The 12,701-nt window shown below is 56.2% G+C and carries 12 protein-coding genes and 5 pseudogenes; 9 read left to right on the top strand and 8 right to left on the bottom strand.

Features of this window, described 5'->3' with window-relative positions:
- Positions 1–125: 125 nt before the first annotated feature.
- Both CQW31_RS29960 and CQW31_RS29955 read right to left on the bottom strand, forming a co-directional pair.
- A pseudogene (locus CQW31_RS29960) lies at positions 126–299 on the bottom strand (GTP cyclohydrolase I); the annotation flags it as partial.
- Complete coding sequence (locus CQW31_RS29955) at positions 284–697, bottom strand: thiol-disulfide oxidoreductase DCC family protein (protein ID WP_082433551.1); 414 nt, start codon at positions 695–697, stop codon at positions 284–286. The gene CQW31_RS29955 and the pseudogene CQW31_RS29960, both read right to left, overlap by 16 nt.
- An 887-nt stretch (positions 698–1,584) precedes the next feature.
- Between CQW31_RS29955 and CQW31_RS29945 the strand changes: the two are divergent.
- Positions 1,585–1,902, top strand: a pseudogene (locus CQW31_RS29945) (glyoxalase superfamily protein); the annotation flags it as partial.
- 109 nt (positions 1,903–2,011) lie between these two features.
- Here CQW31_RS29945 and CQW31_RS29940 read toward each other — a convergent pair.
- The 5 genes and pseudogenes from CQW31_RS29940 to CQW31_RS29920 form a co-directional block, all read right to left on the bottom strand.
- Positions 2,012–2,104: pseudogene (locus tag CQW31_RS29940) on the bottom strand (transposase domain-containing protein); the annotation flags it as partial.
- Positions 2,105–2,334: 230 nt separating this feature from the next.
- Entirely contained in the window at positions 2,335–2,871 is a 537-nt protein-coding gene (locus CQW31_RS29935; protein WP_178075601.1) for a hypothetical protein, read from the bottom strand.
- Between the two features lie 377 nt (positions 2,872–3,248).
- Positions 3,249–3,461 (bottom strand): annotated as a pseudogene (locus CQW31_RS29930) (OprD family outer membrane porin); the annotation flags it as partial.
- 56 nt (positions 3,462–3,517) lie between these two features.
- Positions 3,518–3,838 (bottom strand): annotated as a pseudogene (locus tag CQW31_RS29925) (altronate dehydratase); the annotation flags it as partial.
- A gap of 181 nt (positions 3,839–4,019) precedes the next feature.
- Positions 4,020–4,910, bottom strand: a complete 891-nt coding sequence (locus tag CQW31_RS29920) for a LysR substrate-binding domain-containing protein (protein ID WP_054885174.1) — start codon at positions 4,908–4,910, stop codon at positions 4,020–4,022.
- A 150-nt stretch (positions 4,911–5,060) separates the two neighbouring features.
- Here CQW31_RS29920 and CQW31_RS29915 point away from each other — a divergent pair, with 150 nt between their 5' ends.
- The 8 genes from CQW31_RS29915 (at position 5,061) to CQW31_RS32330 (ending at position 12,609) form a co-directional block, all read left to right on the top strand.
- Positions 5,061–5,918, top strand: coding sequence for a transketolase (locus CQW31_RS29915; RefSeq protein ID WP_249342001.1), 858 nt, complete (start codon positions 5,061–5,063; stop codon positions 5,916–5,918).
- The gene (locus CQW31_RS29910) at positions 5,915–6,916 is read left to right on the top strand and encodes a transketolase family protein (protein WP_054885176.1); all 1,002 of its coding nucleotides are present in this window, start codon (positions 5,915–5,917) and stop codon (positions 6,914–6,916) included. Before CQW31_RS29915 ends, CQW31_RS29910 begins: the two co-directional genes overlap by 4 nt.
- Before the next feature lie 128 nt (positions 6,917–7,044).
- On the top strand, positions 7,045–8,346 hold the full coding sequence (locus tag CQW31_RS29905) for an MFS transporter (RefSeq protein WP_099816054.1): 1,302 nt from the start codon (positions 7,045–7,047) through the stop codon (positions 8,344–8,346).
- A 31-nt stretch (positions 8,347–8,377) separates the two neighbouring features.
- Positions 8,378–8,776: a glucose dehydrogenase gene (locus CQW31_RS29900; protein ID WP_178075600.1), complete on the top strand. Its 399-nt coding sequence runs from the start codon at positions 8,378–8,380 to the stop codon at positions 8,774–8,776.
- A gap of 11 nt (positions 8,777–8,787) precedes the next feature.
- Positions 8,788–10,818, top strand: coding sequence for a pyrroloquinoline quinone-dependent dehydrogenase (locus CQW31_RS29895; protein WP_054885178.1), 2,031 nt, complete (start codon positions 8,788–8,790; stop codon positions 10,816–10,818).
- Positions 10,819–10,876: 58 nt separating this feature from the next.
- Positions 10,877–11,629, top strand: coding sequence for an SDR family NAD(P)-dependent oxidoreductase (locus CQW31_RS29890; protein WP_054885179.1), 753 nt, complete (start codon positions 10,877–10,879; stop codon positions 11,627–11,629).
- 39 nt (positions 11,630–11,668) lie between these two features.
- Entirely contained in the window at positions 11,669–12,304 is a 636-nt protein-coding gene (grxB, locus tag CQW31_RS29885) for a glutaredoxin 2 (protein WP_212632621.1), read from the top strand.
- 11 nt (positions 12,305–12,315) lie between these two features.
- Positions 12,316–12,609 (top strand): winged helix-turn-helix domain-containing protein, encoded by a 294-nt coding sequence (locus CQW31_RS32330; RefSeq protein WP_099816053.1) that lies wholly within the window; start codon positions 12,316–12,318, stop codon positions 12,607–12,609.
- Here the strand turns inward: CQW31_RS32330 and CQW31_RS29875 are convergent.
- On the bottom strand, positions 12,584–12,701 hold a 118-nt coding region (locus tag CQW31_RS29875), incomplete at its 5' end, for an IS3 family transposase (RefSeq protein ID WP_048377417.1). The genes CQW31_RS32330 and CQW31_RS29875 overlap by 26 nt on opposite strands.

Raw genomic sequence — 12,701 nt, 5'->3', positions numbered from 1 at the left:
TTTTGGATAAGAGGTGCGCTGGCGCATGGTGATCCTTGCGATAAGGGCGATGGTGTCCACGTATTTTTAGGTGGACACCATCGCCCTTAATGCTGAGATTCTGAAGGTGTGTTTGCTGGCCGCTTACTTTCGAACAAAGCACCATTGACTATCTCATCCAGGCTCTGGGAGTAGCCATTGCATAGGTATTGCATCGCTTTAGCAGCACGTTGGGGCGTATCCAAGAGGCCTTCTCGCTGCGGGTCTTCACCCACGCCGACAAGGATTTCACGATAAGACTCGGCTAGCGAACGCGACATTTGGATTCCTCACCTTTGCAACGTTGCCCACCCTCGGGATGAGGGAGCCAGGCCAAACCAGGCCTCAAAAGACAGAACAATCTGTAAAAAACCGAAAGAAAAGGACGTAGCGGACGCCAAGCCAGTGGAGCTGCCCAGATTCCTACACCGGCAGCACGCCAACTCCACAAGGTTGCGTCCAAGCCTGTGACCCACTGATCGTTCGCGAACCTTGCGTGCAAGCACGATCTCAATTGTTCAATCGTCAGGCCCAAGGGTCTGGGATCGAAGCCATCGCCATCGATATCGATCAGGATGAGCTTTGCTGCGGTAGAGCGCCTGCGCAGGAAGGCCACCTCCCTGGAGCACAATGGGCACGCGCCGTCGAAGTACAGCGTCAAAGGCCACTGGCAATACATGTACAAGACCTCGTATTTGTACAGGTTTTGTATAAGTTAGCGGAACCCAAGAAATTAGCAATGGCCGTGATGAAAGATCACCTCGCAAAGCGCCCATTAGCCTGAGGCTGGCGGGATCAGGCGCCGTGCAGATAGCGGTAGGCGACTGGAGTCAGCAGGTGTCAGTCGAGATCGGGTGGAACGAACACCGGTCGGTGCAGGGATTGGCTCCTGCCAGATCACACCCCGATGCATCTTCAGAACAGTCAAAAAAATTGAATCAGCTAATTGCCTGCTCGGTCAGGAATTATGAACGCAGTTAATCTGACGAGGTAACAGCAATGACTATCCAGGCAGAGACACTCGCTCAATTGACCAAAGCTCTCCAAGAGCGCGGCATGAAACTCGTAACAGACGTTGCATTTACCAGAGCGCCATACCGGCAAAACCATCGGTGGATCTGCATCGTCGAGTAGCAACTCTATTTGCCGGCGGCTCGGGCTAAGACCCCACCGCCGGCTCTGCCCACTCAGCCAACAAAGCAGCCCAAGCCCTGGGAGCGGCCGCTCAATTGCCACGGCTGCGGACGCTTCATCAGCCGGGACGGCCGATTGACTGCCAAGAACTGCGGCGCGAAGGACTGCCCATGACCCTCCGGCGCTGCCTGCCAGAGTCTTCCCCGATCTCGCAACTCCATTACCACTCTCCTTGTTTGGTAAGCGGCGAAGCATATCACTCGGCGCTGCCCGCCAGCGCCTTGTCAGACAGCACCCGGTTCAAGAATCCGTCCCCAGGTTTCGATCAGTAAGGAAACTTTCACGGGTGGTGCCCTTTACGCAAGCACTTAAAAGATGAGCAATATCGCTCGTTCTTGGAGTTCTACCTGTGATCATCGGACGCCTGATTCTGATGAAGCGAAGGCGAGGGAGTTTTACCTCGATTTTCCGGGCTTCAGTGTCGAATTCGAGCATCGCTTCGAAGCGGATCTTCCCCTCTACCTAGGGCTCAGCCGGGATGGAGTGCACGTCCACCTTTCTGAGCATCATGGTGACGCAAGCTCAGGAACGACCATCTTTGTTCCCATGCAGAACATTGAGCTATTTCGGGACGAGTTGATCACCAAACGCTACGGTTTCGGGCGACCCGATATTGTGGAACAGGGATGGGGAAGGCTTTTGGAGGTATACGATCCGTTCGGTAACCGTATCCGTTTCTGCCAAAGCTGACTCGAATGCTTTCAGGAGTTAGCTTCCGTTCTTAGAATCAACGAGGCGCCTGTTCAAATAAATGAGATTGAGCAGGCTTCCTTGTATGCAAATACTTGATCTCGGTTAGCTAGGCTGGCGTCCATTGATGCGGTAGCAGTTGTTCGATTTCACTGGCCTTCTGCGTCGGCAAGCGCGTCAGCACTTCCTTGAGATACGCATATCCCTACGTCTGATAGACGCTTCCCTTGCCCGCCTAGCAGCGGGCTTTTTTTCCGCAAATGTCATCGGATCCGGCCATTCGTCCATTGACCTGTCCGCTTGAACGGGCATGATCTATACGTATCGCAAAATTACACTGACGTGGTTGCGGGCGCATAAAACCAGTGAGATTGAGCACTTTTTCCGCACAAGTGGATGAATGACTTTGGCTAATCCTTTAGTCGTTTCAGCTTACTGATCCTGCGTACAAGGGTTAAAAACCTCAGTCACGTCGATTGTTGTATGCCACGGGATAGCAGTGCCTGACACCAGTCCGCCTACGGTTTGTTTTCGACCCGAATTGCGCACATATCCGCCGTCTGTTCCAGTGAAGACGTGCTGCCCGGGCTTCGTCAGATAGTCGAAGAAACTGATTTTCACAGGCCCATTCATTTTTCCACCAGGCGTAATCACGGCGAGCATGATCGCTTGGTCTTGGGTGAATACAACGAACGGTTCGACTGCCGTGCGACCACCACCTGTCTTCACGCATTGCACTTGTTCCGGAAGGATGCGTGCGGTTTCAACGTAGGTGTGGTTTTTGTAGAGGCTGAGGATCAGGCCTTTGCTGGTCAACACTCCCAGGCCTTGAGTGACTCTGCAGCTGGCATCGCTTCCATATGGGAATAGGCACCAGTTCGTTTCCGACACGGCTTGAATATCCGATGGTGCAATTTTCAGATCACGCTGGATTTGGGCTTTTGATTCCGGCGTGTCGTAAGGGATCATCACGCAACCCCCGACTGTCGTTGCTGCGATGAGGCCTATGACCGCAGCTACGTTTTGAATGGATGATTTGAAAATGTTAATTGTTCGCTCTCCTTGCTGTATCGCCACCACTGGAAGGCTGTGGTGATTTGGGTGGCGAACCTTACAGCATGGGCGGCAAGCAGTCACCCTCATGCTGAGAGCTGGTTCGGTAGATGATTTGACTGGACGCTTATCCTGCAGATCTAGCCCCTCATACCAGACCAGAGCCACTCACGTGTGCAGGAACTCCATTTCCCGGCTGTCCGTCGCCTAGTGAAAATAAAAAAAGGCCGACAATTCCTTGCAGGCCTTACCGCCAATGATTAGCGGCCACTCCTCGCACATGACTAGGGCGTCTAGAACAAAGGCAGCGTGTACGTCAGGATCAACCTGTTCTCATCGATATCGCGCTGGTAATTGGAGCGCAGCGTGGCGTTGCGCCAGAGCATGCTAACGTTTTTGAGTGGGCCAGACTGAACGGTGTAGCCCAGATCGGTGTCACGCTCCCACTCTCGCCCTTCCCCTGCATGGGTAGCCGGATTTGCATGGTTGCCTCGGTTGTAGCGTGTGCCATGCGGTTGTACATCGGTGAATTGCTGGCAAGTTTGAAAGTAGGTGCCGGCACTGAGCCAAAGCACGAGCCACGGCCTGTGGTGAACGCAATCATGTTCGCGCCGCCAGCGATCTGGCCTGTGGCTGAAACCGGGTCGTAGCCAGGGGTGTCCATGAACACCAAGCCCCGAGTTTTGACCGGGTACGCGTATTCGTAAACATCCATTAGAGGTGCATTACCGCCCTTCTTGGCACCGCCCAGCGACTTCTCCAGTACGTTGGCCAGCCCCCCTGCATTGTTGCCAGGGCTGACACGACCATTAATCTGTGTGTCTCGACCACGGTTGTACTCCAGCCACCACTCGATGCGGTCGATCAACTTACGCCCTATCACCTTCCGGTGCCTCACCAGTAGGTTGATAGCATCGCAAGCGAAGGCCTTCTACATCGATATCGTCAATGCGCCAGCCCTCAGGTACCGGTGGAGTGCAATGTCGGCAAGCCTGCAAAAATGCGGCACGGCGAGCAGAACAACAAAACCGCCGTTTCCGGCCAGGCATTGGGCTTTCGGCAGCTCAACTTGCGCGAGCAGACAACGCTTTGAACAACCACTCCTTGAACTGTGAAACTGCATGAGGCTGCGTAGGTCGGCGTGGATGCACCAGGTAGTGACCCACGTAGCGAACGCTATTGCTGACGTGGCGAAGCGGACTGACCAAGCGACCGCTAGCTAACTCCTGCTCGGCTACCAGATCAGACTCAAGTACTACCCCCAGCCCTCCTGCCGCAGCAGCTATACCCATAGAACTCCTGTCAAACGCCAACCCGTAGCTACTTGGCGGCTGCATGCCGTTAGCTGCAAACCAGCCTTTCCACTGGATGGACTGACCATCGCTTTGGATCAGGAACTGAGAATACAAGTCCTGGGGGGTACGAAGGTGCTTGGCTACCTCCGGGCTGCACAGCGGTGTTAGTTCCTCAATGCGCAACGGCATCTTTTCGTGAGGCGACGATCTCGGTTCGCCGTAGACGATATCTAGGTCGAAATCATCGTTATCAAACAGCGCATAGTCGGTGCTCGCCGAGATGCGCAGATCAATGCCTGGATGGTCTTCAAGAAAACTCGCCAACCGCGGCACCAACCACTGGCTGGCGAATGTGGGCGCGGTATGCAGACGCAGAGGTACCGCGGGCTCGTTGGTCGCGATCGCAAGGCCTCGACTCATTTCTTCGAACCCCCTCTGAATGTGCTCCAGCAGCATGGCGCCTTCTGACGTCAGAGACGTGTTGCGGGTGTTTCTCAAGAAGAGAGTTAGTCCAGTGGCCGCTTCCAATTTGCGAATCGCATGGCTGACCGCGCTCGGGGAGAGATCAAGCTCCCTTGCCGCCTCGACAAATGAGCAGGTGCGACCCGCAGCTTCAAAAACCCTAAGACCAGGAAGAGGCACCCGTTTCAAAAACTTCATTGATGAATCCTGTTCATTACTAGGCGAATTTAAACCTTTTGTCGCGCGATTATTTTTACACGAATATCAGGATATTACTCAATTCAGATGCTGACTGATGAAGAAGCTGCGTCAGTAATCCCGGATCGCTGGTCACCAATGGAGAACAATATGACCGAGATTCACCACCCGCACTTGGCCCGGATGTCGGAACACGCTTGGCGTATTCGGCGTTTCGCATTGCGTATGGGAGAGGTTCAAGGCCAGGGCTATGTGGGCCAGGCATTGGGCTGGGCCGACGTGCTTGCTGTTGCCTACTGCCACGCCATGAATATTCGAGCTGATGACCCTGAATGGGAAGGCCGTGACCGCTTCCTTCTGTCACACGGGCATTACGCCATTGCTCTATACGCCGCCCTCTTGGAGGCTGGAGTTCTTCCAGAAGAAGAGCTTGAAACCTACGGCTCCGACGACAGCCGACTGCCGATGTCCGGGATGGCGACCTATACGCCCGGCATGGAGATCTCGGGTGGCTCGCTCGGTCAAGGTTTGGCGATCGCTGTAGGCCAAGCCCTTGCTCTGCGCATGAAGGGCAACGATGCCTTCGTCTACAACTCGATGTCCGACGGAGAACTGGATGAGGGCGCGGTATGGGAGGCGGCCATGTCGGCCTCGCATCATCAGTTGGGCAACCTGATCAACCTGATAGACATCAATCGCCAACAGGCCGATGGCCCTTCCCATGAAATTCTCCAGTTCGAACCCCTGGTTGATAAATGGGCAGCGTTTGGCTGGCATGTACAGCGTGTAGACGGCAACGACCTGCAGGCGGTGATCGAGGCGTTCGACAGCGCTCGCGGTTTTACGGGGGCCAAACCTCGCGTGATCCTGTTCGACACCCTAATGGGTAAGGGTGTGCCATTCCTGGAGCAGCGGGACAAGAACCACTTCATCCGGGTCGAGCCCGAGGAGTGGCAGCAAGCACTCACAGACCTCGACGAGATTTACGCGACCAGGAGCCCACAATGACCGCCGCCACTCCTACAAAGCCAAAACTCACCACTTCGTCCATGATCGCCTCTATCGCAAGCGAGGGGCAGCGCACCACCTCGGCGCCGTTTGGCCACGCTCTGGTCAAGGCAGGCCAGAAGAATCCGCGTATTGTCGGCATGACGGCGGATCTGGCCAAGTACACCGACCTGCACATTTTCGCCCAGCGCTATCCAGAGCGTTTCCTGCAGATGGGTATGGCTGAGCAGTTGCTCATGGCTGCTGCCGGCGGCATGGCCAAGGAAGGCTTCGTGCCTTTCGCCACCACCTACGCGGTATTTGCCACCCGACGCGCTTATGACTTCATTCATCAAGTCATCGCTGAGGAAAACCTAAACGTCAAAATCTGCGCAGCGCTGCCCGGCTTGACGACTGGGTACGGGCCGAGCCATCAGGCTACAGAGGATCTGGCGATGATGCGCGCGATTCCGCAGATGATGGTTATCGATCCTTGCGATGCACTGGAAACCGAGCAGTGCGTGGCCGCGATCGCTGAGCACGACGGCCCAGTCTATATGCGCCTGCCTCGTGGGCGGGTACCGCTGATTCTCGACGAGTACGATTACCGTTTCGAGCTCGGTAAAGCCCAACTCCTACGAGATGGCAACGATGTGCTGGTCATTTCCTCCGGCCTTATGACAATGCGTGCTCTGGAAGTCGCAGACGAATTGGCCAAGCACAAAGTGGACACCGCCGTTTTGCACGTTCCGACAATTAAGCCGCTCGATGTCCAGACCATCCTGGAGCAATGCCGACGCGAAGGCCGCCTGGTAGTCATTGCGGAAAACCACACTCAAATCGGCGGCCTGGGTGAGGCCATCGCCATGGCCTTGTTGCAGGCCCGCGTACAGCCTGAAATACGTCACGTTGCGCTGCCCGATCAGTTCCTAGATGCAGGCGCACTGCCGACATTGCACGACCGCTACGGCATCTCCAAAGACGTCATGGTCGCCAACATTCAGCGCTGGCTAGGCTGACCATTCCCTGACCATACGGTGGTACCCGCTCACGTTAAACGCCCTTCTGCCTGGGCTCGTTGAGCGGGTTCTTGCCGTACAGCCCGTTACTCCTCTGGATCGTCCCAATAAGTACAAAGGTGATGGCGATGCAAAAAGGCACCAGTCTCCTGAAGAAAAAACGTGTATGGATCTATGCGTTTCTCTTCACCCTGACCTTAATCAACTACGTCGACCGGGTCTCGCTCTCAGTCGCATCCAAAGTCCTCAAGGAAGAATTCGATATCTCGCCAGTTGCGATGGGATACCTCTTCTCATCGTTCGTGTGGCTCTATTTTCTCGCTCTCATCCCCATGGGCTATCTGGTGGGCCGCTTCGGCCCCAAGAAGGTTAATGGTTATGGGATCGGTGTTTGGTCGGTTGCAACGGCTTGCACTGCATTGTCGACTGGTTTCATCTCGTTGCTCAGCTGCAGGCTGATTATGGGCATGGGGGAAGCTACCACCTACCCCGCCGGTGCGCGGGTGATTCGCGAATGGATGCCGCTTAAAGAACGCGGCATGGCCACAGCGGTCTTCCACAGCGGCAGCCTGGTTGGGCCGGCCATTGGTGCCATTGGTTTCGGCTGGCTGATCAGTACATTCGGCTGGCGCATCGCATTTGTCGTGGCCGGTGCATTGGGCTTCGTCTGGCTGGCTGCCTGGTTGAGGTGGTACAGCCATCCCGCTAAAGCGCCGTGGCTGGGGGATGCCGAACGCGCAGAAATTGCCGCTGGCAGCATCTCCACCAGCGCAGACCCTGCTCGAACTGTTTCCCTTGCTCTGAAAGGCCTCGCTCGCTCAAGCAGCATGTGGGCCATCGCCCTGTCCCATGGATGTGCGGTCTATGCCACCTACTTCTTCCTGACCTGGTTGCCAAGCTATCTGCAAGCCGAGAAAGGTCTGACGGTGATGTCGAGCGGTATCTACACCGCGATTCCGTATCTGGGCGCTGCAGTGCTTGCCATCGTCATTGGTCGCTTGAGTGACAAAGTGATGCGCCCAGAGGCCGCAGAATCGGGACAGAGGCGCATGGTCGTTGCCAGCGTTCTGCTGGCGTCTTCGGTCATCTTCCTAGTTCCTGCAATCGACAATACTTGGGCAATTCTTTTCGTAATCACGCTTTCGCTAGCCACTTGTGCCTCAGCGATTTCCCTGAACCTCTCGCTGGTCAACGATCTGGTGCGCTCGGAAGACGATGTCGGCACTGCAGCTGGCTTTATCACTGCAGTCGGCAATCTGTTCGGTCTCCTCGCTCCCATCGTGACTGGCTACGTGGTGGCCGGCTCTGGCAGCTTCGCCTTGGCCTTCGTCGTCGTCGGCGCATTACTTGTGATCGGCTCAGTCCTCTCGATGTTCTGCACGCGTCGGCCGATCGGCTTTGCAGCCTCCGGCAAACAGGCCATGGCCTGAATCAATAGCAAATGAAGGAAGTAGTAGCGTCATGAATCAACGTAGTGGTGAATCCCGTAGCAACGGCCAGGCCTCGGCTGGTCAAAGCGGGAAATGGCGTCTGGCGACCGTCGTGTTAGCCCTGGCGCTGGGGGCATTTGGCATAGCCCTTTTTGGCGGAGGCGTATGGCTGATGGCTTTGGGCGGTAGCTGGTATTACGCCCTCACCGGGGCGGGGTGCGTAGTAACCGCTGTTCTGCTGTGCAGGCAACGATTTGCAGCCGTGTACCTGTTCGCCGTGATCTGGGGCCTGACGCTGATTTGGGCTTTATGGGAAGTCGGACTCAACTGGTGGGGGCTTGTACCACGTCTCGTGGCAATCACCGTCATCCTGTTGTTGATCCTTGCCGTGTCGCCGTCACTGCGTCGCGCCCCCCGCTCTGCTGCGTAAAGAGGTTTGTCATGTTCCAATCAGTCAAATGCAGAAGCGCACTGGCGCTCGCCGTTTCTTGCGCGCTTCAGGCGCAGTTCGCTCAAGCTCAGCAGATGCCGCAGGTCGGCAGCGATTGGCCATTCTATGGCGGCGATCACAACGCTCAGCGCTTCAGCCCACTCAAGCAGATTACGCCGGAAAACGTCGGGCGCCTGGAGCGCGCATTTGTGTATCACACACGTGATTTGCCGAACTCTGGCAGTCGCTACTCGCCTGAAACAACCCCGGTCAAGGTCGGCAACGACCTGCTGATGTGCTCTGCCAAAAACATCCTTATTTCGATCAATGCTGCAACCGGCAAGGAAAACTGGCGTCACGACCCTGGAGTACCTGATCAGGCCATTCCTCACGCAGCAGCATGCCGCGGCGTGGCGGTGTACACCGCACCAGAGATCCCTGAGTCCGCACAATGCCGCAACCGTGTGGTAGAAGCGACACTGGATGCGAGGCTGGTAGCTGTAGATCTGCGCACAGGCGAGCCATGCAAGGACTTCGGACAGAACGGTACTGTGGATCTTTGGGAAGGTCTGGGGAAAAAAGTCCCCGGCTGGTATGCGGTTACAGCCCCTCCTACCATCGTCAATGGCGTAGTGGTCACAGGAGCACAAATTCGCGACGGTCAGGATGAGGATGCACCTTCTGGGGTGATCCGCGGCTACGACGCAATCACCGGGAAAATGGCCTGGGCTTGGGATCTGGGTAACCCTCAAAACGTTCATGGCCCAGCCGAAGGCAGCACATACACCCGTGGCACCCCGAATATGTGGACGGCTGCAGTGGGCGATGAGCAGCTTGGCTACGTCTACCTACCGATCAGCAATTCCTCGATTGATTACTACGGCTCCAACCGTAGCGAGGCAGAAAACAAGTATTCGACCTCACTGGTCGCCGTCGACGTGAAGACGGGGAAGGACGTGTGGCACTTCCAGACCATCCGCCACGATGTGTGGGATTATGATTTGGGCAGCCAGCCGACACTTCTTGATTTCCCTGGCAAAGACGGAAAACCAGTGGCTGCAGTGCTGCTGCCAACGAAGCAGGGAGACATCTACATCCTGGATCGCGCAACTGGCGAGCCTCTGGTTCCGATTGGTGAAGTCAAAGCGCCAAAAGGCGGCTCCGTTGAACCCCAATTCCTAGCTGATACCCAGCCTACCTCCGAGTGGCACACCCTGCGTAAGGCCCCGAAAACCGAAGCGGACATGTGGGGTTTTTCACCACTTGATCAATTGATGTGCCGCATCCAGTTCCGCCAGGCCAACTACGAGGGCTACCTGACGCCACCATCGGTGGATCGTCCGTGGATTCAATACCCGGGCTACAACGGTGGCTCCGATTGGGGCTCGGTCGCGATCGACCCAGTACGACGACTGCTAATCGCCAATTACAACGACATTCCTAACCTCAACCAGCTCATACCGCGTGAGCAGGCAGACAAGATGGGGCTCAAACCTATCTATGCACCAAAGGTTGATGAAACCTCGTTGAACAAGGCTGGCAGCAAATCGGGCAAGGGCGAAGGTGGGGCATCGACCTATCCGCAGGTCAACGCACCCTACGCGATCAGTGTGAATGCGGGTTGGCGTAACTGGGGCACCGGCGTACCGTGCTCGGCACCACCGTATGGTGGAATTCGTGCAATCAGCCTGGATACCGGGAAGACCGTATGGGACGAGCCGCTGGGTACCGCGCGTCGCAACGGCCCTTTCGGCATCCCGTCGCATCTGCCACTGAATATCGGCTTGCCGAACAATGGCGGAACGGTGGTCACCGCAGGTGGACTCACCTTCGTCGGCGCGGCAACTGACAACTTGTTCCGTGCCATCGACACGGCTACCGGTAAGGTGCTGTGGGAAGACACGTTGACGGCGGGCGCCCAAGCCAACCCGATCTCGTACGAGGTTGATGGTGAGCAGTATGTGCTCGTTTCAGCGTCTGGCCACGCCTTCATGGAAACCGGCACCAGCGACGAAATCATCGCATACAAACTGCGTAAGTAATGCCTTGACGGGGCCCGCTTGGGCCCCGTCTTGACACTGTTCACAGAGGAGTTTGATCATGGATTTGGGCTTGCAAGGTAAACGCGTACTGGTTAGCGGCGCTTCCAGGGGTATCGGGCGGGCAATTGCCAAGTTGTTTCTCGATGAGGGCGCCAAGGTGGCCTTCTGTGCTCGGGGTACCGCAGGCGTCCAAACGACGCAACAAGCACTCGGTCATGACGCCATCGGTACCGCCGTTGATGTCACCCAGCCCGACCAGGTGCAGGCATGGGTCACAGATGCAGCGCAGCGTCTTGGAGGAATCGATATCGTCGTGCCGAACGTGAGCGCTCTGGCTGGCGGAGATGACTTGCAGACATGGCGGCGAGCCTTCGATACCGATTTGCTGGGAAGTGCGACGATGGTCAAAGCCGCCTTGCCCGCCCTGCGTGAATCGCAAGCCGCATCGGTTGTCCTAATTTCCAGCGTATCGGGCCGCGAAGTCGATATGTTCGCCGAGCCATACGGCGTATTGAAAGCAGCCTTGCTGCACTACGGTAAAACGCTTTCTGCACGCCACGCGCGCGAAGGTATTCGGGTGAACTCTGTCTCCCCAGGAAACGTATATTTTCCTGAGGGCGTATGGGGTGATATAGAGCGCGACCAGCCCGAGACCTTCGCGAAATGCTTGGCTGAAAACCCGTTGGGCCGCATGGCTACACCCGAGGAAGTAGCCAAAGCAGTCGTATTCCTGGCCAGCCCTGCTGCAAGCTTTACCACCGGCACAAACTTGCTCGTGGATGGCGGACTGACACGCTCTGTACAGTTCTGAGCATCCAGGCCCAACGGTAGCAATCCGGATAAAATTTGAATGATGAAACTGTATATCTACGAACATTGCCCGTTCTGCACGCGTGCTCGGATGATCGTTGGACTCAAGAGCCTCCCGGTGATGCTTCAGGTCATCATGGAGGGCGATGCAGAAACACCCCTGCGCCTGATTGGAAAAAAGGCTGTGCCGATCTTGCAAAAGGAAGACGGCAGCCATATGGGGGAAAGCCTAGATATCGTGCGATATCTCGATGGCATCGGCCCGACAGTACTGGTGGCGCCGCAAGACCCAACCTTGGACGCTTGGGTCAAAGAAGCCTGGCCCACGGCACTCAAGCTATTCATACCACGCTTCGTCCAGGCAGACTTCGCAGAAATCAACACGCCAATGGCAAGAGAGGCGTACCGGCTGCGGGAGGAACAAGCCTTCGGGGATCTGGAGGCTTTGCGTGGAGCCACATCCAAGCTGGTGGCGGAACTGCAACCTCTGATCTACGACCTTGTTCCGCTGGTAAAGGACAGAACAACAATCGGCATCAACGATGTGACGCTTTGGCCCGTATTGCGCTCGCTTTCCATCGTTCGAGCTGTTGATTTCCCAGATCAAGTGCTCGATTACATGCATCGATTGAGTGAGGCAAGTGGCGTTCCCCTGCTCTTCAACCAAGCTGCTTGACCTATAGATAGATGGCTATTTTGGAGCCCAGCGTAAGCTCCCAGAAAGGCGTGGGAGGCGATTCCTTCCAAGGATGTCCTGATGATCAGCGAGCTTTCACGACGCCCGTGCGTGAGCTCATCGTGGATGCAAGCACGCGGACAGTCAGATTCGAGGATCTTCACTTTCCGCTCAAGGCCACGTCTTGCCGGCTTTTGACATTGCTCCTTCGCCATCAAGGAAACGTCGTGAGCCGGACGACGATCTATGAGGAAATTTGGGGATACCAGTTTGTGGTGGTCAACTCATTCCGGACACGGTTTTGAGTTTTTCTTCAGCTTTGGCCGGAGCCAGTCCATTGTTGAATTGATGGGGCCGGAGCCAGTTGTAGTGGCCCATCAGGTACTGACTAATATCT

Source organism: Pseudomonas sp. 382 (assembly GCF_002759075.1).
GTDB lineage: Bacteria > Pseudomonadota > Gammaproteobacteria > Pseudomonadales > Pseudomonadaceae > Aquipseudomonas > Aquipseudomonas vlassakiae.
This window is presented reverse-complemented; position numbering and strand designations above follow the sequence as displayed.